Raw genomic sequence first — 24,261 nt, 5'->3', positions numbered from 1 at the left:
TTTAATGAATGTTTAGTTAACGATTTAAATATAAGAATTTTATTTCATTTTGTAAAGGAGTCTGCACTACGAACCAAATTGAGTACATAAAATTTGCAAAATTCTTTTTGTTGAATGATTATTCCGGTAGATTAAAGCAAATATTATTTCATTTGAAAGATCATTATTTAACTTTTTTTAAGATTAAAAATGCGGTTTTCAGTCTTCCAATTTGTATTTTCGCTCTTTAAAATTATTTAAAATTTGTACATTTGAGAAGGATAAGAATGTTGATTCGATCCTGTATTTTCTTACTAAAAATTAACTATGAAAGTATCAAAACTCGCCGAAAATTTAATCGGTTCAGAAATTATTAAAATCGGAAATCAGGTAAATGATCTGAAGGCGCAAGGTGCAGAAATCGCGAATCTTACGATCGGTGATTTGAACGCTGATATTTATCCGATTCCTGCGCGACTAAAAGAAGAAATCAACAAAGCTTATCAGAATAATTTAACCAATTATCCACCTGCAAACGGGTTGTTATCATTAAGAAAATCAATTTCCAAAGATTTAAAAAACCGCTGGAATCTAGAATATAATGAAAATGAAATTTTAGTTGCGGGCGGGTCCAGACCATTAATTTATGCCACTTTCAAAACAATTGTTGATGATGGTGATAAAGTGGTTTATCCGATTCCCTCCTGGAATAACAACCATTATGCTTACCTGACCAACGCGAATAAAATTGAAGTGGAGACTTCGCAGGAAAATAATTTTTTGCCCACTGCAGCAGACTTAAAACCTCATTTGAAAGATGCTGTTTTACTGGCTTTATGTTCACCTCTCAATCCTACTGGAACCATGTTTACGAAAGACCAGCTTTCGGAAATCTGCGAGTTGATCTTGGAAGAAAATAAAAGAAGAGGCGAAAACGAAAAGCCCCTTTATTTAATGTACGATCAGATTTACGCGATGCTCACTTTTGAGGATGAACATTTCAACCCTGTTTCTCTTTTTCCTGAGCTAAAAAAATATACGGTATTTATTGATGGTATTTCTAAATGTTTTGCTGCGACAGGAGTTCGCGTAGGCTGGAGTTTTGGTCCCGCCGAAATTATCGATAAGATGAAGGCACTTCTTACGCATGTTGGAGCTTGGGCGCCAAAACCTGAGCAGGAAGCGGTGAGTATTTTCTTGAATGAAACTGAAAATGTCGATCATTTTGTTGATGATTTTAAAGGAAAGATTTCAAAAAGTCTACAAACTCTTCACAACGGAATTCAGGATATGAGATCTCGTGGATTTCTCGTTGAAAGCATCAAACCGATGGGCGCTTTATATTTGACGATAGAACTCAATTATATCGGAAAGTCAAAACCCGATGGAACAAAGATTACGAATTCGTCCGATTTAGTTTTCTACTTGATTGATGAAGCTGGAGTAGCTTTAGTTCCGTTTTCAGCCTTTGGGAATTCAGGAGAAATGCCTTGGTTTAGAGCATCTGCAGGTGGATTATCATTAAATGAAATAGAGAAAATGTTGCCAAGACTAGAAAACGCTTTATCTCAATTAAAATAATTTAATGAAGATCATTGCCGTTATTCCAGCGCGTTACGAAGCCAGTCGTTTTCCCGGAAAACTGATGCAGATTTTGGGGGACAAAACGGTGATTGCAACCACCTATGAAAATGTAGTAGAAACCGGACTTTTTCAGGAAGTTTTTGTGGCCACAGATTCTGAATTTATTTTTAATGAAATTAAAGAGATCGGTGGAAATGCAGTCATGACTTCGCAACATGAAACAGGAAGCGACCGAATCGCAGAAGCAGTTTCGAATATAGATTGCGATATTGTGATCAACGTACAGGGTGACGAACCGTTTCTGAAAACCGAACCTTTGCGACAGTTAATTTCTGTTTTTAAAGATGACGTGGAAGAGAAAATTTCTTTAGCTTCTTTAAAGATCAAATTAAAAGAAAAAGAGGAGATCGAAAATCCCAATAATGTAAAAGTGATTACTGACAACGAAGGTTTTGCCCTTTATTTTAGCCGTTCTGTAATTCCGTATCCAAGAGAAACTGCAGTAAAAGCAGAATATTTTAAACATATTGGCGTTTATGCTTTTAGGAAAAATGCGTTGCTGAATTTTGCAAAATTGCCGATGAGCCCTTTAGAAATAGCAGAGAAGATAGAATGCATCCGTTATTTAGAATATGGCATGAAAATCAAAATGATAGAAACAGATTTTGTTGGAGTCGGAATTGATGTTCCGGAAGATCTGGAAAAAGCACGGGAAATTTTGAAGAATCAAACCTTGAAATGATAAGGCGCGACTTATCCATTTAAAAGCGATTGAGCGTTTGCGAAAATAATAAATATGATCTTCACGATCACAAAATAGAGTAGATATGCGTGTTTTTCGAAAGTCGATCATAATTCGACAAGAAATAAAAGTATATATTTGAAAAATAAATAGATTGCCTTAATGAAAAAGATATTTTTAGGATTTATAATGGTGATGAGCTGCATCGTTTCAGCACAAACTGCAAAAGAAATTATAGACAAAAACATAGAATTATCGGGTGGTCTGACCAACTGGAAACTTTTAAATTCCGTGACTTTACAGGGAAAAGTAACTTTGGGAATCAATGATGAATATCCGATAAAAATTTATCAGCAACGACCTAATCTTACTAAAACGGTGATTACCATTAATAAAAAGGAAACGCCAATTGAAGGTTACGATGGTAAAAAAGGGTATGCGATGAATTACGCAACAAATAAGATTCAGGAATACCCAAATTATGTCCCGGAAAGTTTTGATAACGATTTCATCGATTGGGAAAATAAAGGTTTTGATGCACAATATCTAGGTAAAGAAAAAATTGGAGAAGTTTATTGTCATAAAGTAGAACTGACCAAAAATGTGAACAAAACGATTTACTATTTTGATACGAAAAGCTATATGCTTGTAAAAGAAATTAAAAGCGAAGAAACTTTAATATACGGCGATTACCGGAAAGTTGGGAGCTTGGTAATGCCTTTTAGATTAGAATCATCTTCTCAGAAAAGAGAAAGTGATTACCTGATGATCATCAATAAAATTGAAACCAATAAAGTTTTTCCTGCGAACATTTTTAAATTTTAAATTTAATTAATTATTGATGTTAATGGTGTAAAATTTGATGTGAATTTGGGGCTGAAATATTATTTTTAGACACAAAAAGTCATTTTAGAAATTATTATTTATTGATGACTTTTTAGTTTTTAAATTGAATAATATATTTAAACATCAAATTACTTAACAAAAGACCACGGTCTACAAATTCTCCCCAATGAAAAAATTATTCATCGTTCTACTGTCAATAGGCGCTTTTTTACAAAGCTGCACCAATCAGAAAAAAGAAGTATCGAAAGATAAACCCCAGGAAATGAAAAACTTATACGACTACAAGGTTGCAAGTCTCGACGGTAAAGAAATCAACTTTGCCGATTTCAAAGGAAAGAAAGTATTGATCGTAAACACCGCGTCAGAATGCGGATTTACGCCACAATATGCGGATCTGGAAAAAGTTGCAGATCAGTACAAAGATAAATTGGTTGTTGTGGGTTTTCCAGCAAATAATTTTGGAGGTCAGGAGCCAGGGACTAATGCTGAGATCGGAGCTTTTTGCGAGAAAAACTTCGGAGTGACTTTTCCCATGGCTGCGAAAGTTTCAGTGAAAGGAGCAGACACTGCGCCGATTTTTAAATATTTAACTGAGAAAAATTTAAACGGAGTAAAAAATACGACCATTATGTGGAATTTTACTAAGTTTTTGGTAGACGAGAATGGTAAATTAATTGATAGTTTTATCAGTACTACGAAACCTACAAGCGAATCGATCACCAAATATTTAAAGTAATTTTTAGTTAAAGATAAGCACTTAGGAATCACAAATAGTTTTCCTGAAAAGATATAAAAAAGCAAAATAGTTGATCTATTTTGCTTTTTTATTTGTTTGAATTTTTTATAAAACTATAACTTTTAGTTCAAAAGATCTAGCGATATCTCGCGTGTTCTTTATTTTTTGAAAACCTGTTGATGAGTGGTTTGAACAATGCTTTGTATTTCTCAACATCAAACAGTTGGGAATCTGTTAATGCTTTGTAAGTGAGCCAGGCTCCGAATGGAAACAAAATAAGATTCGGTAACCATGCAGCGAGATAAGGATCCATTTTTCCAGACCAGGCCATATTTTCTACCGATAAATTGATGACGTAGAAAATAATAAACACTACGATCGCAATCACAACCGGTAATCCTAACCCACCTTTTCTAATGATCGAGCCTAAACTTGAACCGATCAAAAAGAAAATTAAACAGGTAACGGAGTACGCAAAAATCCGCTGTTGATAAATAATGATCCTTGAATAATAAGCATGTAAATCCTGAATTTGTTCTGCTTTAGCCGTGTTCAGCTGTTTTACGCTTTCAATTTTATTATAAGCTGCATACAGAAATTCCTGCTTTTTCTGCTTTTTTAAGGTATCTAATTTGGGTACAGGAGTAAGTGCTATTTTGGTCTTCGATTTGTCGATATAACTTACAAAACCGTTGGTTTGATTCACGAGTTCTGAATTAATATTGTTCAGAATAGAGCTGTTCTGAACTTTTGCTTTGCGAATGGTTTTGTTCAGCTCAATAAAATTCTGGAAGGAATAGTCATCGGTGATCTTTTCTGCTTCCAAGGCTTTATTAATGATTTCTGAAATATTAAAATGCGAAACCATCGTATCGAATTTAATTGCTTGATCCGGTTGTTTTATACGTTGACTGTATTCTACATTTTCAATATTATCTTCGAAAATATGGCCATTAAAAAGAACCAGTTTTAAATAGTTTCGGTTATCTGCAGGTACAAATTTTCCTTTCTCCGCGATGATCGATTGCTGATTCTCGTAGGAATTTGCCATTTTATGAATAAACACTCCTTCGATATTTTCACCATTTTCTCCTAAAATTTTATCAAATTTTACACTGTATCCCGGGATTTGCTGAATGAATTGTCCTGGTGTGAAATTGAGTGCAGGTTTCGTCGCAGCAATGTTATAGAGCATATTCTTTGCTTTCCGCTGAAAGTCGGGTATGACATTATTGGAAAAGAAAAAGAGGAAGAGAGAAAATATAAAAGTGACAAAAAACAGGGGCAACATAATTCTCGTCAAAGAAATTCCGGCGGCTTTCATTGCGGCGAGTTCGTATCGTTCCCCAAAATCACCGAAAGTCATAATCGCCGACAGTAAGATCGTCAAAGGTAAAACCAGCTGCACCACAATTGCAGACAAATAGGAGAGGAGTTTCATGATTTCCCAATAGCTCAAACCTTTTCCTGTAAACTGCGCCAACCTGATCCAGATGATGTTAACTACAAATATGAAGAACAACACACTGAAAATAAAAATAAACGGGCCGAAAAAGGTTTTTATGACGTAACCGTCGATTTTTTTTATCATGGTTCAAATTTACCAAAAAAGTCACAAAAGAGTTTTCCTTTGTGACTTTATTTATATTTAAAAAATTTTAAAGTTCGGTGACAATGTAATTTTTGTATTGATCTTTATCGAAATTAAACATAGCATTGTTTAAAGTTTGATTTTCTTTGTAGTCACTGATCGCAATTACAGAAACTGAATTATCGGTAGAAAATTGCTCCAACTTCACGATTTGCTTTTTAGCGTCATTTATAAAAAGATTGACTTCTTTGATGCCATTTTTAGCAACGGGCGTTAATTTAATGTAATCAGAATTTATTCCATTTACCATAACTTTTCCCATATATTTTACATTATAGCCTTTTTTATATTCTTCCATATAAGTTAAAGGGGAAAACATTTGTTCGCTTCCGGTAGGTTTAGCAACGGTAACTTCCTGATCTTCTGCGGAAATATTATAAATTTTATTTCCATCAAAAATCTGTTCTGTTCCCATGATTTTCAATTTGTATTTGTCTTTGGCAGAATAAAAAATTCCGGGTTCTGTTCGGGTTATCTTTTTACCATTTCCAGTTCCATAAACAAATTTGAAATAGACATTATTTTTAGATTTGTATTGAGTAGATATCGCGTCTAAGATAGTTTTTGCTTTTGCATCAATTTTTTGTGCAGAAAAACTTGCACTTGTCGCAATAACAAAGATTCCAACAGAAATTTTCTTCAGTATATTTTTCATTCTTTCCTTTATTTTTTGATTAGAATTTTAAGATAAAGTTAAACTATTGTTTAAGTTTAAATTTACTTTCGCAATTCTTCCAAAAACTGTTCCAAAGAATTTAAATCAGAGATCTGTACCTCTCTTGCTTTCGCGCCATTAAAGCCTCCTACAACTCCGCACGCTTCCAGCTGGTCCATAATTCTTCCGGCTCTGTTGTAACCTAATTTCAGCTGTCTTTGAAGCATTGACGTAGAACCTTGTTGCGTTGAAACAATGATTCGTGCAGCATCTTCAAACAAAACATCTTTTTCGTTCGGATCAAAAGCTCCAACAGTCGAAGTGGTTTCGTCTGCGGAATATTCGGGCAACATAAAAGCACTTGCATATCCTTTTTGTTCCCCAATAAATTCAGCAATTTTTTCAACTTCGGGCGTATCTACAAATGCGCATTGAAGTCGCATAATTTCATTTCCATTAAAATAAAGCATATCACCTTTTCCGATCAGTTGATCTGCTCCAGGAGAATCTAAAATGGTGCGGGAATCTACACTCGAAATTACTCGAAATGCAGCTCTTGCCGGGAAATTGGCTTTGATCATTCCCGTAATTACATTTACAGATGGTCGTTGTGTTGCTACAATTAAATGAATTCCAACCGCTCTTGCCAACTGTGCCAATCTTGCGATCGGGATTTCTACCTCTTTTCCGGCCGTCATAATTAGATCGGCGAATTCATCAACAACCAAAACGATGTAAGGCAAATATCGGTGTCCATTTTCCGGATTTAATTTTCGCTCCGTGAATTTTTTATTGTATTCCTTTATATTTTTACAAAAAGCGTTTTTAAGCAGATCATAACGCTGATCCATTTCAATACATAATGAATTAAGCGTGTTGATCACTTTGTGCGTATCCGTAATAATCGCGTCATCGCCATCTGGAAGTTTTGCCAAATAATGTCTTTCAATTTTTGAATAAAGAGAAAGTTCTACTTTTTTAGGATCAACCATTACAAATTTTAATTCGCTTGGATGTTTTTTATAAAGTAGGGAAGTCAAGATCGCGTTGATTCCAACTGATTTTCCTTGTCCGGTTGCTCCTGCCATCAATAAGTGAGGCATTTTTGTTAAATCTGCCATGAAAATTTCATTGGAAATCGTTTTACCAAATACCACGGGTAAATCCATATCCGTATTTTGGAATTTCTGAGAACCGATCACACTTCGCATAGAAACCATAGCCGGATTTTTCCTTGGAACTTCGATACCAATAGTACCTTTTCCAGGCATTGGAGCGATAATTCTAATTCCAAGCGCAGAAAGATTCAACGCAATATCATCCTGTAATTTTTTAATAGAAGCGACACGAATTCCGGCTTCCGGAACGATTTCGTATAAAGTTACAGTCGGTCCAACCGTCGCTTTAATTTCGGCAATTCCTACATTAAAATTTTTGAGAAGACCAACAATTTTATTTTTATTTTCTTCGAGTTCTTCTCTGTTAATGGCAATTTCTTCGTTCCCATAATCTCTTAATAAATCTAAAGTTGGCATTTGAAAATTTGCCAAATCTAATTTATGATCGTAAAGTCCATGTTTATCGACTAATTCCTGCGATTTCTTATCCGATTCATCTACAATATCAACTGTTTTTGGAACTTCAACTTTGAATTCAATGTCATCAGTTTTCGGAGTTGACTCTACAACTGGAATAGAAACAGGATTTAAATTAATGGAACTTCCTGTGCTTTCAGTTACGCTCACATTTGGAATATCTTCAAAAGAAGTTCTGTTCGGAGTTACTATGGGTTCAATTTCAATTTCCGGAACAAAATCAGAAACTTTATTTACTTTCGAATCTGGAATGTTATTTTCAGTTCCATCGACTTCACTTTCTAATTCCTCATCTGCTTCAAAATTTTCAGAAGAATTTGGCATCATCGCTTTTACTCTTCCTAAAGTTTGATCGTTCAGATCGTTCAGTTTTGATTTTACGTTCGTTGGATTTAAATTAAATTCCAGAATAAAATATAACGAAATGCTTACCAAAAGAATCAACCATAAACCAACGGTGCCGATTACAGAATTTAAGAAATCCATAATTTGAAAACCGTAAACACCGCTTAAAACGCCTTGTCCATTGGTTACCGCTCCCATAAAAATAGGAACCCAGCAAATCAAAAACAGGGAATGACCGAAAGTTTTCCAGGGTTTGAAATAATTTTTTTTCAGGATCATCATTCCGAAAACGACAAAAAGAAAGGCAACTACGAAGGCAGCAATTCCAAGGCTTTGAAAAATAAAAAAATTACCCAACCAATCGCCGATCTTACCAAAAATGTTCGAAGATTTTACAGTTTTATCAAGCATCGTTCCGGCTTGACTTTGATCAGCGCGCCAGTTTAAAAGATAGGATATAAATGAAAAGGTAAGAATGATAGAAGTAACAATGAAAAGAACTCCAAAAAATATACGGGGTTTTGATAGTGTTTTATTCTGTTCAGTCGGTTGTTGCGGGGCTTTTTTAGTATTTTTTTCCATAATGTCAATGAGGGCAAATTTAATAATAAAATTTAAGATTTTTTCAGCGAATAGACAGAATTTTTCAGCGTTTTTTTTACAAAGAATTTTACCTTCTTTTTCAGAAATTGAGCAGATTTTTCTAAGGCTTCGGAATAATATTTGAATCTATTTCGATCACAATTAAAATTCAAAATCATGAATGAAAATAAAGGTAGTAATAGCGAAGAAATCAATAATAATGAGATTTTAAACCCAAATGAACCATTGTCAAATTATTCAGAACAGAATTTGCCGGATCAAAAATTTGGAGTTCAACATGATGCAGAGGGAAATATTATAAAAGTTGCGGAGAATGCGGTTCCACCTGAAGCCTGGAAAAATCAGAAGAAAGCCTACGACGACGCTTGGGAAGATAATAAAAACCGCGATTTGGAAGATGATATTTAAATTTAAAAGCAAAAAATAAAATCCACTATTTAGTGGATTTTTAATTTACAGTTGGTTGGCTATCTCTTCTCTTTCAAATATTTTAATGGGTTTCTTATCTGCACCGATCGCGACCAGAGTAAAATCGCCTGAAACTGCTCTTTCTCTAATGTCATCATACATCTGTTCGACATAAACTTCTACATTTACTTTTAAACTGGAGTTTCCGACATATTTTACGCGACCAATTAACTCCACTAAAGTATCTGCAGGAATCGGTTTTTTGAAATCGATACGGTCACAACTTACCGTAACAAAAGATTTTCTCGCAAATCGGGTAGCGGTCATAAAAGCCACTTCATCCATCATTTCCATTACTGTTCCACCAAACATGGTATTGTGATGGTTTGTAATATTCGGGAAAACGACTTTGAAAACGTGGGTTTCTGAATTTTGAATTTTTTCTTCGTAGTTCATTGTTATTGAATTAAAATATTAATAATTGAAATGAACAGAAAATCGTCAATAATTTTCTACTTCAAATCGCGAAAGTTTTTGAGGATCCGACTTTTCATTTCGCTGAATTACGGTTGCGCGACAGTTCGTGATTTTCACACGATTCACCCTTTTCAATGGCAAATATATCGTTTTTCAACATCATTATCAGTACGTGAATAGTCTTCTTTATTTGAAAATAAATTCTAGAACGAATTCAAAATGTGATTTTAATTTCATTTAAAAGAAAGCTTGGACTCATTTTTGTCGCATTTTAAATACACTAAACCAAATATTATGACACCAGAAGACAACACTTGGGAGCAAGATGAAAAATTGAAACAAATGAACTATAATCCTGAAAATGACATTTTTAATCAGGAAGATCATATATCTTTAGATGGAAACGGAAATCCAATTACCAAAGAATCAATGGAGGAGAGTGATCTGGACGAAAATTTAGATGTTCCCGGCGCTAGTGCCGATGACGACATGGAAGAAATTGGATCTGAAGACGAAGAAAATAATTATTACAGTCTCAGCGATAACGAAGATGATCATGAAGAAAAGAATGAAGATCTTTTGTCGTAATGAATACAGCCTTACTTTTTTAGTAAGGTTTTTTTTGTGGCTGAAAATGCGGAAGAAATGCTTTTTCCTCTTTTTTTTGCTTTGTATTTTCTAATTTGAATATCTTTAAAACTTCGTAACCGAAAGCTTGTTATGGTTCTGAACCTTGACAAGATTAATTCATAAATCTATATTTAATCATGACTTTTCAAGAACAGATTCAACAGGGAATTCCAAATCAACTTCCTTCCATAAAACCATACGATCCACAAATCAACCACGCGCCAAAACGGAAAGATATCCTTACCGAAGAAGAAAAAAAACTGGCACTGAAAAATGCTTTGCGTTATTTTGATCCCAAATTTCATGCTGAACTATTGACTGAATTTAGAGAAGAGTTAGAGAAATACGGCAGAATTTATATGTATCGTTTTCGTCCGGATTATGAGATGAAATCGAGATCAATTTCTGAATATCCAGGAAAATCTGAGCAATCGAAATCGATTATGTTGATGATTCAAAATAACTTGGATTACGCTGTTGCACAACATCCACACGAATTAATTACTTACGGTGGAAACGGAGCGGTTTTTCAAAACTGGGCGCAATATCTTTTGACGATGAAATATTTGTCGGAAATGACTGATGATCAAACTTTGACCATGTATTCCGGACATCCGATGGGATTATTTCCGAGTCATAAAGAGGCTCCGAGAGTTGTTGTAACGAATGGAATGGTGATTCCAAATTATTCGAAACCCGATGATTGGGAAAAAATGAATGCGTTGGGAGTTTCGCAATACGGACAAATGACGGCTGGAAGTTATATGTATATCGGTCCGCAAGGAATTGTTCATGGAACGACGATTACGGTTTTGAATGCTTTTAGAAAAATTAAAAAAGAACCAAAAGGTGGATTATTCATCACTTCAGGATTAGGTGGAATGTCCGGCGCACAACCGAAAGCCGGAAATATTGCAGGTTGCATCACTGTTTGTGCCGAAGTAAATCCTAAAATTACAAAGATTCGTCACGAACAAAAATGGATTGATGAAATTCATGAAAACCTTGATGAATTGGTAGAAAGAGTTCGAAAAGCCCAGGAAAATAAAGAAACAGTTTCTTTGGCATATCTCGGAAATGTAGTTGAAGTATGGGAAAAATTTGACAAAGAAAATTTGCATATAGATATTGGTTCAGATCAGACTTCGCTTCACAATCCGTGGGCAGGAGGATATTATCCAGTCGGAATTCCTTTTGAAGAAGCCAATAAAATGATGGCTGAAAATCCTGATTTATTTAAAGAAAAAGTTCAGGAAAGTTTGAGAAGACACGCGGCGGCAATTAATAAACATACCGAAAAAGGAACTTATTTCTTCGATTACGGAAATGCTTTTTTACTGGAAGCGAGTAGAGCTGGAGCTGATGTAATGTCAGAAAATCCAACTTTGGGAAGAGAATTTAAATATCCAAGTTATGTTCAGGATATTATGGGACCAATGTGTTTTGACTTTGGTTTCGGACCATTCCGCTGGGTTTGCGCAAGTGGAAAACCGGAAGATCTTCAGAAAACGGACGAAATTGCCTGTGAAGTTTTAGAAGAAATCATGAAAAATTCTCCAATCGAAATTCAGCAACAAATGCAGGATAATATTACGTGGATCAAAGGTGCGCAGGAAAATAAGTTGGTCGTGGGTTCTCAAGCCAGAATTCTTTATGCCGATGCGGAAGGAAGAATGAAAATCGCAGAAGCCTTTAACAAAGCCATTAAAAATGGTGAAATTGGACCGGTTGTTTTGGGAAGAGATCACCACGATGTTTCCGGAACAGATTCTCCGTATCGCGAAACTTCTAATATTTATGATGGATCTCGATTCACCGCAGATATGGCGATTCAGAATGTGATTGGCGACAGTTTCCGTGGCGCAACCTGGGTTTCCATTCACAATGGAGGTGGAGTTGGATGGGGCGAAGTGATCAATGGCGGTTTCGGAATGTTGCTCGATGGAAGTGACGACGCAGACCGACGTTTAAAATCAATGCTTTTCTGGGATGTCAATAATGGAATTTCCCGCAGATCTTGGGCAAGAAATGAAGGGGCCGTTTTCGCTATTAAACGTGCGATGGAAATAGAGCCTAATTTGAAAGTGACGCTGCCGAATTTGGTAGATGAGGATTTGTTTTAATTTTTTTTTTGGGCAGACATTTCACTTCGGCGAAAAGCTATTTCCTATTTTCTTGGGCAGCTTTTTCCGCCCTCCGTTCCCGCTTTTTTGTTCGTCGTTCCTCCTCGCAAAAAGAGCTCCACTCAGGTCGGGCTGCAAGATTGTTTATTAAAAATAGTAATAGAATCAAAATTGAAATTTAATAAAAAGATGAAATCATTAGAAGAAATTCTACAGAATCAAGAAAATGTCTATGTAATAGATTCAACGATCGATTACAAAGATTACGTGGCTTTCAATCTTTCTGCTTCTCATACCGATGAACTCGATTTAAATCTAACCGATTCAGAAAAGTTTGAGGAATTTGTAGAAAATCATCTTGTAAAAAATAAAGCTAAAGTTGCATTTGGTGGTTATTTAGAACAACGAAATCTCTACAAAAGAAGTACAACTTTTAATGATCATAATACAGAAGAGCGAAATATTCACATCGGTTTGGATCTTTGGATCAAAGCTGGAACTTCCGTATTGAGCGCATTAAATGGAAAAATTCACAGTTTCCAAAACAATAATTCTCTCGGAGATTATGGACCGACGATTATTTTAGAACATGAAATTGAAGGAGTTGTTTTTTACACTTTGTATGGTCATCTAAGTCTTGAAAGTTTAGAGGGAAAAGTGGAAGGTCAGGTTGTAGAAAAAGGTCAAAAAATTGCAGAATTAGGAAAACCTCCAATTAACGGAGATTATGCACCACATTTACATTTGCAAATTATCAAAAATATAGAAGATAAAAAAGGGGATTACCCTGGAGTTTGCAGTTCGAAGGAACTGGATTTTTATAAAGAAAATTGTCCTGATCCTAACTTGCTTTTAAAAATTAAATAAAATCTGCTCCCTAGATAGCTTTTGATATCTAAAATTTAGTAAATTTGTCTCAATAATTGATACTAAAAATGATAATATTATGACAGCAGAAATAGAAAAATATATTGAAATATCAAATAATATTGACGAGATTATAAAAAACTCTCCTTTCAAAATGTCTTATATCATTGAGAAATCTGGAATAAAAAAACCAACATTCTTTAAAAAATTAAAAGAGAAACGGTTTACTCCGGAAGAACTTCTTCTAATTTCTAAAACCGTGGAAGCCAAAGTTTGGAAAAATGAAACGAAAGAAGAGATTTTAGAATCTTTTAAACGTTCGGAAGAGGATTTCAAAAATGGTAGAGTGCACGATTTCTATGAAGTGATGGGAGCTACAAAGAAACGAATTCAAAAATATAAAGATGAGAGTCCAATTCACCGATGAATCACTCGAAGATTTATATGAAATAGAAAATTATCTATTAGAAAAGGGGAGTATAACTGTGTTTGATAATTTCGTAGATCGTTTTTTATAATATTGTGGAAATAATTTTAGAAGGTAATGTCATTTTTCAAAAATATGAAGATACTGATTACCACAAAATTTTAATTACTAAACATAACACACTCATTTACCTTGTTGAGAATGATGTTTTAAAAATTATTAGAATTCTTCAGAACTTTCAAGATCCTGAGCAGAATTACAAAAAGATCCTAGATTAAAAATAAATTGGTAGGACCAAAATTCATAACATAAAATAAACCTGCGTAATTGCAGGTTTTTATATTTCAGAAAAAAGGTATTTTACATTTTTACCGCTTTCATCGCCGCCTCATAGTTAGGTTCGTGTGAAATATCATCAACCTGTTCTTCATAAATAATTTTCCCGGAAGGATCAATCACCACAACTGCTCTGCTCAAAAGACCTTTCATTGCAGAATCGGTGATTTCTACACCATATATTTTTCCGAAATCTGAACGGAAATCTGAAAGCATGACCACATTTTTAATTCCTTCAGCACCACAAAATCTTTTCTGTGCAAAAGGCAGATCTTTAGAAATACAAAGGACAACCGTATTTGGAAGATTAGCAGCATCCTCATTGAAATGACGAACTGAAGCCGAACAAACTCCTGTATCAACACTCGGAAAAATGTTGAGGATCAAATATTTTCCTTTGTAAGAATCCAGATTTTGATCTTTCATATCAACACCCGTTAAAGTAAATTTCGGCGCTTGCTTATTGACTGCCGGTAATTTTGAATAGGTGTGAACAGGTTTTCCGCCCAACAAAACAGTATTTGCGGTTTTAGAATTTTGAGCAAATAGAAATGCCGAGAAAAATAATAACGAACTTAAAACTAATTTTGAAAACATATTTTTAATTTTAAACAAAATTATCCTTTTTGAATTAGAATAAAGTTCTAAATATTTTAAATACGAAAAATCTATTGGTCAATTCCAGCAGACTAATATTGAAGATCAATCATTGGAAAAACTATCCGACTTTGCTTTTGTCATATATAAGGCGTATGTTTGCCATTCAATAATAAAAAATGACAACAATTTCCTTATTTTCGAAGAAAAAATTCCCACTGGGACTTTCTTTGTTGTTGTCATATCTTAACGATGATATTTTCTTGAAAAATTCGAAAGAGTTTATCTAAGATCCCTGTCACGACTTAGGGCAGGGCGTTTTACACCGTATATTAAATAATCATCATTACCGATTTCTTTTTCGATTTAGCTTTTTGCATAAAATAAAATTCCAGTTTTTGGAGTGCGTTTTAATGCCTAAGTCTGTATAAAAGTTTTTTCAAAAAAGAATGTTTCAAATAAAAAATATTATGACAAATAGTATCGTTTTAACAACTGGAGTTTATGATCTTATAAAAGATCATTTAAGAAGAAAACAAGTAACCGCGCAAGAAGAAGAAATTCTGTTGGCACAATTGAAAGGGGCAAAACAGGTTTTGCGAAAAGAACTTCCGGCCGATGTTGTAACCGTTAACAGTTTGGTGAGGCTGAAAGATTTCTCGAATAACCAGGAGAAAAATTATCAGTTTGTTCCTGCTGCTTTAGAAAAAGTAAAGAGGGGGAAATATTCTATTTTATCCGATATCGCTTTATCAATTGTAGGAAATAAAGTAGGAGATGTCATCGAATGGCCTTTCAAAGATGGGGAGAAAAAAATTGAGATTGTAAGTGTTGTACACCAAAGTTAATTTTTTAGTTTCCTTAAAAAACCGAAAAAAACTCTCAATTTGAGAGTTTTTTTTTGTTGTAAATCTGAGATTATTTTTGAAGTTGATCACTTTTAATATCATCCATGATCCATTCTAACTGAAGGTCTTTTTTCTGCAAAATTTGCGCAGTTGAAAGCAAAATTTCTTTATCAGGTGTTACTCCTTTTTTTGTATTTGTAAATTTGATGTTGGGTTGAATCAACATTAAACCAATAGGTAAGAACAATTTTGAGTTTGGTAATTTCTCAGTTGAATATCTTCCTGCAACGGTTCCATCATTTGCGCCACCTGTTTCTTCACCAACTAAAAAGGCACGGTGATCATCTTTTAATTTTGAAGGTAAAATAGAGGCAGCCGAAAAACTGCTTCCGTTGATCAAAATGTAAATTTTTCCTTTGAAATTATTTTCTTTTGGTTTTTTAAGACCGAATATGCCATTGTTTCTCAAGTAGAATTGATCACCCACCTTTTTTGTGGAAAATGCCATTCCAGCCAAATAAAATGGATATCCAATAACTGCAACCGGTTTAAAAACGAAAGGAATATCAGATAAATAATCTGCCTGAAACATAGCTGAACGCGATGTTACTTTGATATCATTAATGAATTTAAAATTTTCAGAAACAAGATAGGAGTAGAGATTATTGATTTCAGAAAGTGAACCGCCCAGATTATCGCGGATATCTACGATCAAATATTTTGCCTTCGAATTTTTCAATACGGCAAAACTTTCTTTGTAGAATTTCTTCGAATAAGTTCCCGAAAATGTTTTGATTTTCATGTAAGCCACCATGCTGTCTTTCGTCGGAAACTGCAGATCACGGTTGAAACTTTTCGTTATAATATTGTAATCCTTTGTTTTTCCACTTTCACTTTTGGTGAGCTTTTTATTTTCTGTTTTTATTTCCTTCTCTTCTATTTTGGTGATTTTTTCCCGGTGTAAATAGAAAGTTTTAATTTCATTCTGAAATTTAGTTTCTACTTTCACGCTGTCTAAAATCCCATGATCTATCGTAAAATAAGCAGGCCATCTTAAAGCTAAAATGTATTTTTGAAAAGTTTCATTATACCCATCACTATTGATGAAAGGTTTGTACTGATCGAGTAAATCTTTTACAGGAATATCCTTTATTTTAAGAATTTCCGTTCCAACATTCATGTCTGGAATTTTGTCTGCATTGTCTTTTACGAAAATTCGGTCGCCATCTAAAACAAAATTATATCGGCTCAACAAACCTTTTTGTTTTTTCAGATTTTTAATTTCCTGTTTTGTTAATTTTTTGCTGGGAAGCCTCAAACTTAAATGACCTTCCCGAACCTGAGCAATGATCGGTGCTAACTTCTGAAAAAATTCATTCGGTTTTAACGGCCTATTGATCGTAGTTTTCAAACTGTCGAACTTAAAATCTAACTTTTCTTTAGAAATATACCAGTACAGATTTGGATGTAAATTTTGAAGTTTTATATTCGTAAAATCGACATCCGTTTTTAATTTTTCTGGTGCGATTGGAATTTCAAGCTTTTCGTTGAATTTTTTAACGGAAATACAAGAAGTTAGAAGGAAGATGAATAAAAGAAGAAAAGTATTTTTCAAGACAAATTTTTTATAAAAATAGAAAAATTTTTCCTTTAAATACGTAAAAAAACTCTACAGAAAACTGCAGAGTTTAAAAAAATGACCTCAAAGTTTTTATCCTAAAATGGTCACCGTATTTTGTAGCATTTCGTAGATCGCATTCTTTCCACTATCGGGATTCGTATTCACAGCGCGGGTTCCATTAAAATGCAAACAGGTTACATAACCTAGTTTTGCCGCGTCTAAACACGTATATTTTACACAAAAATCCATCGCTAAACCTACAATTTCTACCAGTTGAATATCATGATATTTTAAATAATCATCTAAACCGGTTTTCACAAGGTGATTATTATCCTGGAAACCGCTGTAACTGTCGAACGCTGCATTTGTACCTTTTTGGATGATATGATCTACTTTTTCACGGTTTAGATCTTTATGAAATTCTGCGCCATGAGTTCCCTGAACACAATGATCTGGCCACATAAATTGTGGGATCTCATTCAGAATAATTGTGTCTCCGACGTTTTTTTCGTTATTGGAGGCGAAACTTTTATGATCTGCAGGATGCCAGTCTTGGGTCAGAATAATTTTATCGTATTCATTTTCTTCCATCAAAAGATTGATGTACGGAATTATTTCACTTGCGTTTGGAACAGCGAGAGAACCACCTTCAAAAAAATCATTTTGAACATCGGTTATAATTAAGGCTTTTTTCATATCTTGATACTTGAGATTTTATAATAACTTTAAGAAATTCACGAAATAAAACATTGATTTAATATCGTAAATTTACAAAAGAGAAAAGGCAAAATTTTAGCCAAAAGGATTATTCAGACAAATCGACAAAAATTAATAACATCATGGACAATTTAGAGCATAAAAAATATCCGATCGGGAAATTTGAACTGACTGAAAAAATTTCTGATCTCGATCTGGATCATTATATAAAAACCTTGAAAGATTTTCCTTCAAAATTGAAACATCTGGTAGAAAACTGGAGCGATGACCAATTGGATACGCAATATAGAGAAGGTGGCTGGAAAGTTCGGCAGTTGATCAACCATCTTTCCGACAGTCATATGAATAGTTTTATTCGTTTTAAACTGGCTTTAACAGAAGATAATCCTACCATCAAAACTTACGATGAAGCACAGTGGGCAGAACTACAAGACAGTTTTAGCATGGAGATAAAACCTGCTCTTCAAATATTGAAAGGTTTGCACAAAAGATGGGTGTACGAAATAAAATGTCTTACGAATAGAGAGTTAAAAAGTACTTTTCATCATCCTGACCAAAATAGAAATATTACGCTGAGAGAAAGTATTGCCTTCTATTCCTGGCATTGCGACCATCATTTTGCACATATCGAAAACCTGAGACAGGAAAAAGGTTGGTAAAATTACTTAATCATTCAATTAAAATAAATAGTATATGAGTTTTTTAAATAAATTATTTGGCGGTTCAGAAGAAGAAAAATCTTCAGAAACATTTTGGAAAAATATTGCTTCTGAAGAAGATCTCGATAAGGCAGTACAAGAGTCTGCCACCAAGAAAGTGGCAATCTTTAAACATTCAACGAGCTGTTTTATCAGCAAAACGGTTTTGAAAAATTTTGAAAGAGAAGTTGCAAATTCTGATAAAGAGGTTTCCTATTATTTTCTCGATTTGCTGGCTCACCGAAATATCTCCAATAAAATTGCAGATCAGTTCGATGTTACTCATCAAAGTCCGCAGCTGATTGTTCTAGAAAATGGAAAAGCAATTGAAAATGCTTCTCACCAAAGCATTTCCGTTTCAATAATTTAATTTCTTTTCAAATGGATATCGAAGATTATTTATCAGAAACTTTAGAAATTCCGAAGGATGCAGTTTCGCATTGCAGTAGTTTTTATCAATCGAAAAATGTAGAGAAAAATAAATTTTTGCTTCAGGCGGGAGAGGTTTGCAATGAAACTTATTTTGTGGAAAAAGGTTTGCTCAGAATGTATTCTATTGATAAAAATGGAAAAGAACACATCATACAGTTCGCGCCGGAAAAATGGTTAATGTCTGATCGAAGTTCCCTTTTCTTCAACGAAAAATCTCATTACTACATCGAAGCAGTGGAAGATACAGAAGTAATTTTGATGAAAAAAGATTTCTTTAGCAAACTCATTGAAATTTATCCGCATACCGCAGAAAAAAATGATTTATTATTGCAGAAGCACATTCGAAATTTACAGAATCGCGTGAATTCACTCTTAGCAGATACTGCAGAAGAACGCTACATGAATTTTATTAAAATGTATCCCGATATTTTACTGCGAGTTCCACAATGGATGGTTGCATCTTACCTGGGAATTACGCCGGAAAGTTTGAGCAGAGTTCGAAAGGAATTGGCGCGGAAGAATTTTGAACCATCATAAAAAGAGGAACTCGATTTGAGTTCTTTTTTTTTATTTAAGATTTTTTAATTTATCTAACAAATGATTTTGCTCAGAAATCATCTTATCCAAATCATTTAAATTTAGAGGGTTTTGTTTTTGATATTTTTCTATTTCTGGCAAGGTCTTTTTGATTTTAAAAGCATCATAAAACTCTGTAATTTTCCGATTATTTCGTTGAATTTGCATTACAATTAATCGTAAATCTTCCTTCTTCTTATTGAAATTTTCTAAACTTGGTTTTATGAAGTTTTGCATTTCTTTTTTTAATAAAGAATCTGTAAAATTCATAATTTTACCATTTACGTTATTAAAATATTCAGTAGGTTTCTCGAGAATTTTTTCCTTCTGAGTAATTAATTCCTTTGATTTTTTAATGATAAGATTTATTTCATCATCAAGCATTTTTAGGCGATCGTCATTTTTAGTAAGTTCAAAATATATTTCGTCAATAAGAGAACTTCCTTTGCTGTATCTCGTAAATGATTTTGATTCAACACTGGAAATTACATTCTCATTTTGAGATTTAATTTCGTTAGCACTTTTATCTTTACAAGAGAAAACTAAAAGTAGGATAGTAACAATTAATAAATTTTTCATAATATACCTTAAAAATGATTGCATTAATATTCATTAATATTACAAAAAAAAAGGAACTCTTTCGAATTCCTTTAATTTGATACTTCTGAGAAATATTATTTACCCAAATAAGATTTCAAAATCTTACTTCTGGTATTATGTTTCAATCTTTTGATCGCTTTTTCTTTAATCTGACGAACTCTCTCTCTTGTCAGATCAAAAGTTTCGCCGATTTCTTCCAAAGTCATCGGATGTTTTCCATTTAAACCGAAATACAAACGAACCAAATCAGCCTCACGTGGAGTCAAGGTTTGCAACGCTCTTTCAATTTCAATCTGCAAAGATTCCAACATCAAATCTTTATCCGGACTTGGAGATTCTCCTGAACGCAAAACGTCGTACAAGTTAGAATCTTCACCTTCTACCAATGGCGCATCCATCGACAGGTGTCTTCCGGAGTTTTTCATTGATTCCTTAATGTCATCTTCACTCATATCCAAAACTTCCGCTAACTCTTCTGGGGACGGAGGTCTTTCGTTTTCCTGCTCCAAATGTGCGTACGCTTTGTTAATTTTATTGATCGAGCCAATTTTATTCAATGGCAATCTTACAATTCTCGACTGTTCTGCCAAAGCCTGCAGAATCGACTGACGAATCCACCAAACGGCGTAGGAGATAAATTTAAAACCTCTTGTTTCATCATATCTTTTCGCAGCTTTCATCAAACCAAGATTACCTTCATTAATTAAATCGGGCAAAGAAAGACCTTGATTCTGGTATTGTTTAGATACAGAAACCACGAAACGCAAGTTGGCTTTAATCAATTTTTCCAGGGCAACACGGTCTCCAGCACGAATTTTTTGCGCCAAGTCAACTTCTTCGTCGGCGGTAATCAAATCTACTTTTCCGATTTCCTGTAAATACTTGTCCAGCGATGCGGTTTCCCTGTTGGTAACCTGCTTTGTAATTTTTAATTGTCTCATGTAGTAAAACAATCCACTTTAGGACTGCATTATATTATACGATATGAATTATCAAAAGGTTACAAAAGTTCAGTAATATTTGTAGAATATTTATTTGGGTCTCGTCTTTTAAGGACGAGATTTTCCATTCCCTCCCGATTTTAAATCGGGATCCACTCAAGCCGGGTCGCGATTTCCGCATCATAAAAAAACTATTTTTCAAAAAAAAACTCATTCTGCAGTGGCACAGAATGAGTTCAAATTAATTATAGGACTTTCAATTATTTAATAATTAATTTAGTAGATTCTTTTTTAGTTTGCGACTCATACTTCAAAAAGTAAATGCCAGATTTTGCTTTTACAGAAACGGTGTTATTTCCTTTATTAACGATTCCTGAATAAATTAATTTTCCGGAAGCATCAGAAACACTTACATTTCCAGAATTTTCTGCGACAAAAGTAAAAGTTCCCTTACTCGGATTCGGATAAATTTTATTTTGAATTGTTGATGAATTATTAGTAGCCAAAGGAATTGCACATAAATAAGGTTTGAAATTAACCAATCCCAAAGAAGGATCATCAACTTTGTGCGAAATTACAGCTTCAACCATCGCATCATCTGAAAGTTCGCCTTCTCTCCAGCAATTATTGGTTGCACTCAAAGCATTTGGCGTATTGTTGAAAAGGGCGAAAAGATTTCCACCGTTTCCATTATCTTTAAAAATATTTTGACCTACACTTTCTAAAGTTCCGCCCCCAAAATCAGCGGTTGCTGTTCCGATCATGGTCACTCCCCAGAGATTCCCACGGATCTGATTTTTTTCAATTTTAAATCCTGCGCCAACAGTTCCGCTTCCGTTCAAAGAAATTCCGCTACCACCATTATTTGGAATGTTTTCAGAGTTATTATTGGTCAAAATATTATTAGAAATTGTTCCGGATGAAGCATTTCCTGCGCACGTAATTCCGTAGCGGTTGTCTGTCACCGTATTTCCGTCGATCAATACGTTATTTTCAACTCCTAAAAGGGAAGAAACAGATATACCGCCAACTTTGGTTAAAGTCCGGTCGCCAAGTACGATATTATTTAAAATTTTAGTAATTCCTGTTCCACTTGGTCCCATATTAATTTGCGGACGATTAGAGTTTAATTTAGTATTTCCGGAAAGGTAATTATTAGAAAATTCCAAAGCGACAGATTGATTCGCACCAGACGCAACTGCAGGTAGATCATTATCTTTAAAAGTAGAATTTTTAACCACAGGATTTCCGCGGGAGAAATTGATTGCCGCTCCGGTTACCAATCCAGATTTAAAATTTCTTACGGTACAGTTATCCATTAGAAAAGTAGCTGTCAAAACCTGAATTCCACCACCATATTCTAAAATGGTATTTTTAAAAGTTGCCGCCGAACCTTCTTCAAATCTAATTCCTTTAAAAACAGTTGCCGGAGTGGTCGCGGTAATTAGAAAATTAGTTGCCGTCGTATCATAAGTTCCAAAAATCGTAAGTTGTACTGCGCCGTCGATTTTCAGAGTTGTATTTTGATCCATCAAAAGCTTATCGCCAACAGAAATGGTCACATTTGCTGTCATTTGGTAATAGGTGCCATTATTTACAACCACAGTGGGAGCTGCCGTCGAAAGTGACGCTAAATTATAAGTAATTCCAGTTCCCGGACTTACAAATTGGGAAAACATTAAAACTGAAAATAAGGACAGTAAAAAAATAGAAAGCTTCTTCATAATTGATAAAATTTTTCTCAAAGTTAAAAATATTATGCTGAAAATATAAGTTTCAAATGTTAAAACTTGAGAGGGAATTTTTTACTTTTGAAAAAAATATTAATATGGATTTTTCACCAATCATTATAGGAACCATGCGATGGGGAATTTGGGGCGCTGATCATTCCAAAAAAGAAGTACAGAAATTAATTGAAACTTCTGTCGAACAAAAGCTCTGTACGTTCGATCATGCAGATATTTACGGAAATTACACAACGGAAAAATTATTTGGTGATGCATTTTCAGATATGAACATCAAGAGGGAAGAAGTGCAGTTTATTTCTAAATGTGGGATAGAAATGCCGTGTGAAAATAGAGATTTCACCCTTAAATCTTACAATTATTCGAAGGAACATATTTTAAGATCGGTTGATCAAAGTTTAGAGAATTTAAAGACCGCTTATCTTGATGTGCTCTTGCTTCACCGTCCATCGCCTTTGATTAATCCTGATGAAATTGCAGAAAGTTTTTCAATTCTTAGAGAACAGCATAAAGTTCGTCATTTTGGAGTTTCAAATTTTTCGCCTTCTCAATTTGATTTGATTAATAACTCCTTTCCAATCATCACCAATCAGGTTGAAATATCTTTGAACCAAACTAAAACTTTTTATGACGGAACACTGGATCAAATGCTGCTCAAAAAACTAAAACCGACGGCTTATTCTGTGTTGGGAAATTATTTTTCAACAGATTCAGAAGAAAATTTAAGAATAAAAAAAGTACTCGCAATCCTTTGCGAAAAATACAATGCAGAGGAAAATCAAATTTTACTGGCTTTTATTTTAAAACATCCGGCTAAAATATTGCCTGTTATCGGTACTTCGCGAGCAGAGAATATCGTAAAATTCGAAAATAGTTTAAGTATAAATCTGGAGAGAGAAGACTGGTTTAAACTTCTGGAAGCGAAGGAAGGAAAAGAAGTTGATTAAACATTAAAAAAATATTGCTGTTATAAATATTATGTTGTATCTTGCAACCGTTTTTATAACCGAAGTCAATCTATGTTCATCCTTAGTTGAGTTTCATTTATAATTTACAAGCAAGTATTAATTTTTTAATTTTTTTTATGATGAACATTTTTGTTTCAAACATTAACTATGCAACTCAAGAACAATCGTTGCAAGATTTATTTTCAGAATTTGGTGACGTATCGTCTGCCAAAATTATCACAGACAGAGAAACTGGGAGATCCAGAGGTTTCGGTTTTGTAGAAATGAGCGACGAAGATGGCAAGAATGCTATCGAAGCTCTAAACGGAAAAGAATTGGATGGTAAAGAACTTAACATTTCTGAAGCTAAACCAAGAGAAGACAAACCAAGAAGAAGTTTTGACAACAACCGAAGCGGAGGCGGCGGTGGTGGTTACGGAGGTGGAAGTCGTGGCGGAAGCGGCGGTGGAAGCGGATACGGAGGTGGAAGCCGAAGTGGAGGTGGTTCTAACTGGTAAAAACTTACCTAAATAAT

General features: G+C 34.2%; 25 protein-coding genes. 15 read left to right on the top strand and 10 right to left on the bottom strand.

Features of this window, described 5'->3' with window-relative positions:
• Positions 1-306 precede the first annotated feature (306 nt).
• The 4 genes from IV494_RS04430 to IV494_RS04415 all read left to right on the top strand — a co-directional run bounded on the left by IV494_RS04430 (position 307) and on the right by IV494_RS04415 (position 3,887).
• Complete coding sequence (locus tag IV494_RS04430; protein ID WP_196078944.1) at positions 307-1,560, top strand: pyridoxal phosphate-dependent aminotransferase; 1,254 nt, start codon at positions 307-309, stop codon at positions 1,558-1,560.
• A gap of 4 nt (positions 1,561-1,564) precedes the next feature.
• Positions 1,565-2,305, top strand: coding sequence for a 3-deoxy-manno-octulosonate cytidylyltransferase (gene kdsB, locus IV494_RS04425; protein WP_196078943.1), 741 nt, complete (start codon positions 1,565-1,567; stop codon positions 2,303-2,305).
• 162 nt (positions 2,306-2,467) lie between these two features.
• Positions 2,468-3,130: a histidine kinase gene (locus IV494_RS04420; RefSeq protein ID WP_196078942.1), complete on the top strand. Its 663-nt coding sequence runs from the start codon at positions 2,468-2,470 to the stop codon at positions 3,128-3,130.
• A 187-nt stretch (positions 3,131-3,317) separates the two neighbouring features.
• A complete protein-coding gene (locus tag IV494_RS04415) occupies positions 3,318-3,887 on the top strand; it encodes a glutathione peroxidase (protein WP_039354208.1) in 570 nt (189 codons plus the stop codon).
• Positions 3,888-4,023: 136 nt separating this feature from the next.
• On the opposite strand, the gene IV494_RS04410 is transcribed toward IV494_RS04415, so the two are convergent.
• From IV494_RS04410 to IV494_RS04400, 3 genes are all read right to left on the bottom strand, one after another.
• Complete coding sequence (locus IV494_RS04410; RefSeq protein WP_196078941.1) at positions 4,024-5,478, bottom strand: LptF/LptG family permease; 1,455 nt, start codon at positions 5,476-5,478, stop codon at positions 4,024-4,026.
• 67 nt (positions 5,479-5,545) lie between these two features.
• Positions 5,546-6,193, bottom strand: coding sequence for a LolA family protein (locus IV494_RS04405; protein ID WP_196078940.1), 648 nt, complete (start codon positions 6,191-6,193; stop codon positions 5,546-5,548).
• A 62-nt stretch (positions 6,194-6,255) separates the two neighbouring features.
• A complete protein-coding gene (locus IV494_RS04400; protein ID WP_196078939.1) occupies positions 6,256-8,715 on the bottom strand; it encodes an FtsK/SpoIIIE family DNA translocase in 2,460 nt (819 codons plus the stop codon).
• Positions 8,716-8,892: 177 nt separating this feature from the next.
• Here IV494_RS04400 and IV494_RS04395 point away from each other — a divergent pair, with 177 nt between their 5' ends.
• Positions 8,893-9,144 carry a hypothetical protein gene (locus tag IV494_RS04395; RefSeq protein WP_196078938.1) on the top strand — a complete coding sequence of 84 codons (252 nt, stop codon included), beginning with the start codon at positions 8,893-8,895 and terminating at the stop codon, positions 9,142-9,144.
• Between the two features lie 45 nt (positions 9,145-9,189).
• On the opposite strand, the gene IV494_RS04390 is transcribed toward IV494_RS04395, so the two are convergent.
• Entirely contained in the window at positions 9,190-9,600 is a 411-nt protein-coding gene (locus IV494_RS04390) for an acyl-CoA thioesterase (RefSeq protein ID WP_196078937.1), read from the bottom strand.
• Positions 9,601-9,915: 315 nt separating this feature from the next.
• On the opposite strand from IV494_RS04390, the gene IV494_RS04385 reads away from it, so the two are divergent.
• From IV494_RS04385 to IV494_RS04370, 4 genes are all read left to right on the top strand, one after another.
• Complete coding sequence (locus IV494_RS04385; protein WP_196078936.1) at positions 9,916-10,209, top strand: hypothetical protein; 294 nt, start codon at positions 9,916-9,918, stop codon at positions 10,207-10,209.
• Between the two features lie 179 nt (positions 10,210-10,388).
• Complete coding sequence (locus IV494_RS04380) at positions 10,389-12,374, top strand: urocanate hydratase (protein WP_196078935.1); 1,986 nt, start codon at positions 10,389-10,391, stop codon at positions 12,372-12,374.
• Positions 12,375-12,563: 189 nt separating this feature from the next.
• Positions 12,564-13,241 (top strand): peptidoglycan DD-metalloendopeptidase family protein, encoded by a 678-nt coding sequence (locus IV494_RS04375; RefSeq protein ID WP_196078934.1) that lies wholly within the window; start codon positions 12,564-12,566, stop codon positions 13,239-13,241.
• 79 nt (positions 13,242-13,320) lie between these two features.
• Positions 13,321-13,668: a hypothetical protein gene (locus tag IV494_RS04370; protein WP_196078933.1), complete on the top strand. Its 348-nt coding sequence runs from the start codon at positions 13,321-13,323 to the stop codon at positions 13,666-13,668.
• 360 nt (positions 13,669-14,028) lie between these two features.
• Here IV494_RS04370 and tpx read toward each other — a convergent pair whose 3' ends face one another.
• Positions 14,029-14,601 (bottom strand): thiol peroxidase, encoded by a 573-nt coding sequence (gene tpx / locus IV494_RS04365; protein ID WP_196078932.1) that lies wholly within the window; start codon positions 14,599-14,601, stop codon positions 14,029-14,031.
• Between the two features lie 470 nt (positions 14,602-15,071).
• Here tpx and IV494_RS04360 point away from each other — a divergent pair, with 470 nt between their 5' ends.
• Positions 15,072-15,449, top strand: coding sequence for a GreA/GreB family elongation factor (locus IV494_RS04360; protein WP_196078931.1), 378 nt, complete (start codon positions 15,072-15,074; stop codon positions 15,447-15,449).
• A gap of 70 nt (positions 15,450-15,519) precedes the next feature.
• Here the strand turns inward: IV494_RS04360 and IV494_RS04355 are convergent, their stop codons facing one another.
• Together IV494_RS04355 and pncA are read right to left on the bottom strand one after the other, a co-directional pair.
• A complete protein-coding gene (locus IV494_RS04355; protein ID WP_196078930.1) occupies positions 15,520-17,064 on the bottom strand; it encodes a S41 family peptidase in 1,545 nt (514 codons plus the stop codon).
• 96 nt (positions 17,065-17,160) lie between these two features.
• On the bottom strand, positions 17,161-17,766 hold the full coding sequence (gene pncA, locus IV494_RS04350; protein ID WP_196078929.1) for a bifunctional nicotinamidase/pyrazinamidase: 606 nt from the start codon (positions 17,764-17,766) through the stop codon (positions 17,161-17,163).
• A gap of 143 nt (positions 17,767-17,909) precedes the next feature.
• On the opposite strand from pncA, the gene IV494_RS04345 reads away from it, so the two are divergent.
• Genes IV494_RS04345 through IV494_RS04335 form a run of 3 tightly spaced genes read left to right on the top strand, consistent with a single transcriptional unit; the run spans position 17,910 to position 19,454 of the window.
• The gene (locus IV494_RS04345) at positions 17,910-18,446 is read left to right on the top strand and encodes a YfiT family bacillithiol transferase (protein ID WP_196078928.1); all 537 of its coding nucleotides are present in this window, start codon (positions 17,910-17,912) and stop codon (positions 18,444-18,446) included.
• A 34-nt stretch (positions 18,447-18,480) separates the two neighbouring features.
• Positions 18,481-18,855: a bacillithiol system redox-active protein YtxJ gene (ytxJ, locus tag IV494_RS04340; RefSeq protein WP_196078927.1), complete on the top strand. Its 375-nt coding sequence runs from the start codon at positions 18,481-18,483 to the stop codon at positions 18,853-18,855.
• An 11-nt stretch (positions 18,856-18,866) separates the two neighbouring features.
• Complete coding sequence (locus IV494_RS04335) at positions 18,867-19,454, top strand: Crp/Fnr family transcriptional regulator (protein ID WP_196078926.1); 588 nt, start codon at positions 18,867-18,869, stop codon at positions 19,452-19,454.
• 30 nt (positions 19,455-19,484) lie between these two features.
• On the opposite strand, the gene IV494_RS04330 is transcribed toward IV494_RS04335, so the two are convergent.
• From IV494_RS04330 to IV494_RS04320, 3 genes are all read right to left on the bottom strand, one after another.
• Positions 19,485-20,072, bottom strand: a complete 588-nt coding sequence (locus IV494_RS04330) for a hypothetical protein (RefSeq protein WP_196078925.1) — start codon at positions 20,070-20,072, stop codon at positions 19,485-19,487.
• Between the two features lie 95 nt (positions 20,073-20,167).
• Positions 20,168-21,034, bottom strand: a complete 867-nt coding sequence (locus tag IV494_RS04325) for a sigma-70 family RNA polymerase sigma factor (RefSeq protein WP_039354162.1) — start codon at positions 21,032-21,034, stop codon at positions 20,168-20,170.
• Positions 21,035-21,294: 260 nt separating this feature from the next.
• Positions 21,295-22,758: a T9SS type A sorting domain-containing protein gene (locus IV494_RS04320; RefSeq protein WP_196078924.1), complete on the bottom strand. Its 1,464-nt coding sequence runs from the start codon at positions 22,756-22,758 to the stop codon at positions 21,295-21,297.
• A gap of 104 nt (positions 22,759-22,862) precedes the next feature.
• On the opposite strand from IV494_RS04320, the gene IV494_RS04315 reads away from it, so the two are divergent.
• Both IV494_RS04315 and IV494_RS04310 read left to right on the top strand, forming a co-directional pair.
• Entirely contained in the window at positions 22,863-23,726 is an 864-nt protein-coding gene (locus IV494_RS04315) for an aldo/keto reductase (RefSeq protein ID WP_196078923.1), read from the top strand.
• Positions 23,727-23,863: 137 nt separating this feature from the next.
• Complete coding sequence (locus tag IV494_RS04310) at positions 23,864-24,244, top strand: RNA recognition motif domain-containing protein (RefSeq protein WP_230379899.1); 381 nt, start codon at positions 23,864-23,866, stop codon at positions 24,242-24,244.
• Positions 24,245-24,261: the final 17 nt, after the last annotated feature.

The organism is Kaistella gelatinilytica (genome assembly GCF_015679325.1).
GTDB classification, from domain to species: Bacteria; Bacteroidota; Bacteroidia; order Flavobacteriales; family Weeksellaceae; genus Kaistella; species Kaistella gelatinilytica.
The sequence above is the reverse complement of the archived record's forward strand: the minus strand, read 5'-3'. Positions and strand labels throughout refer to the sequence as shown.

Excerpts from the sequence above, each read along its gene's own strand:
- IV494_RS04430 (WP_196078944.1), top strand. The coding sequence starts at position 307 with ATGAAAGTATCAAAACTCGCCGAAAATTTAATCGGTTCAGAAATTATT.
- kdsB (WP_196078943.1), top strand. The coding sequence starts at position 1,565 with ATGAAGATCATTGCCGTTATTCCAGCGCGTTACGAAGCCAGTCGTTTT.
- IV494_RS04420 (WP_196078942.1), top strand. The coding sequence starts at position 2,468 with ATGAAAAAGATATTTTTAGGATTTATAATGGTGATGAGCTGCATCGTT.
- IV494_RS04415 (WP_039354208.1), top strand. The coding sequence starts at position 3,318 with ATGAAAAAATTATTCATCGTTCTACTGTCAATAGGCGCTTTTTTACAA.
- IV494_RS04410 (WP_196078941.1), bottom strand. The coding sequence starts at position 5,478 with ATGATAAAAAAAATCGACGGTTACGTCATAAAAACCTTTTTCGGCCCG.
- IV494_RS04405 (WP_196078940.1), bottom strand. The coding sequence starts at position 6,193 with ATGAAAAATATACTGAAGAAAATTTCTGTTGGAATCTTTGTTATTGCG.
- IV494_RS04400 (WP_196078939.1), bottom strand. The coding sequence starts at position 8,715 with ATGGAAAAAAATACTAAAAAAGCCCCGCAACAACCGACTGAACAGAAT.
- IV494_RS04395 (WP_196078938.1), top strand. The coding sequence starts at position 8,893 with ATGAATGAAAATAAAGGTAGTAATAGCGAAGAAATCAATAATAATGAG.
- IV494_RS04390 (WP_196078937.1), bottom strand. The coding sequence starts at position 9,600 with ATGAACTACGAAGAAAAAATTCAAAATTCAGAAACCCACGTTTTCAAA.
- IV494_RS04385 (WP_196078936.1), top strand. The coding sequence starts at position 9,916 with ATGACACCAGAAGACAACACTTGGGAGCAAGATGAAAAATTGAAACAA.
- IV494_RS04380 (WP_196078935.1), top strand. The coding sequence starts at position 10,389 with ATGACTTTTCAAGAACAGATTCAACAGGGAATTCCAAATCAACTTCCT.
- IV494_RS04375 (WP_196078934.1), top strand. The coding sequence starts at position 12,564 with ATGAAATCATTAGAAGAAATTCTACAGAATCAAGAAAATGTCTATGTA.
- IV494_RS04370 (WP_196078933.1), top strand. The coding sequence starts at position 13,321 with ATGACAGCAGAAATAGAAAAATATATTGAAATATCAAATAATATTGAC.
- tpx (WP_196078932.1), bottom strand. The coding sequence starts at position 14,601 with ATGTTTTCAAAATTAGTTTTAAGTTCGTTATTATTTTTCTCGGCATTT.
- IV494_RS04360 (WP_196078931.1), top strand. The coding sequence starts at position 15,072 with ATGACAAATAGTATCGTTTTAACAACTGGAGTTTATGATCTTATAAAA.
- pncA (WP_196078929.1), bottom strand. The coding sequence starts at position 17,766 with ATGAAAAAAGCCTTAATTATAACCGATGTTCAAAATGATTTTTTTGAA.
- IV494_RS04345 (WP_196078928.1), top strand. The coding sequence starts at position 17,910 with ATGGACAATTTAGAGCATAAAAAATATCCGATCGGGAAATTTGAACTG.
- ytxJ (WP_196078927.1), top strand. The coding sequence starts at position 18,481 with ATGAGTTTTTTAAATAAATTATTTGGCGGTTCAGAAGAAGAAAAATCT.
- IV494_RS04335 (WP_196078926.1), top strand. The coding sequence starts at position 18,867 with ATGGATATCGAAGATTATTTATCAGAAACTTTAGAAATTCCGAAGGAT.
- IV494_RS04330 (WP_196078925.1), bottom strand. The coding sequence starts at position 20,072 with ATGAAAAATTTATTAATTGTTACTATCCTACTTTTAGTTTTCTCTTGT.
- IV494_RS04325 (WP_039354162.1), bottom strand. The coding sequence starts at position 21,034 with ATGAGACAATTAAAAATTACAAAGCAGGTTACCAACAGGGAAACCGCA.
- IV494_RS04320 (WP_196078924.1), bottom strand. The coding sequence starts at position 22,758 with ATGAAGAAGCTTTCTATTTTTTTACTGTCCTTATTTTCAGTTTTAATG.
- IV494_RS04315 (WP_196078923.1), top strand. The coding sequence starts at position 22,863 with ATGGATTTTTCACCAATCATTATAGGAACCATGCGATGGGGAATTTGG.
- IV494_RS04310 (WP_230379899.1), top strand. The coding sequence starts at position 23,864 with ATGATGAACATTTTTGTTTCAAACATTAACTATGCAACTCAAGAACAA.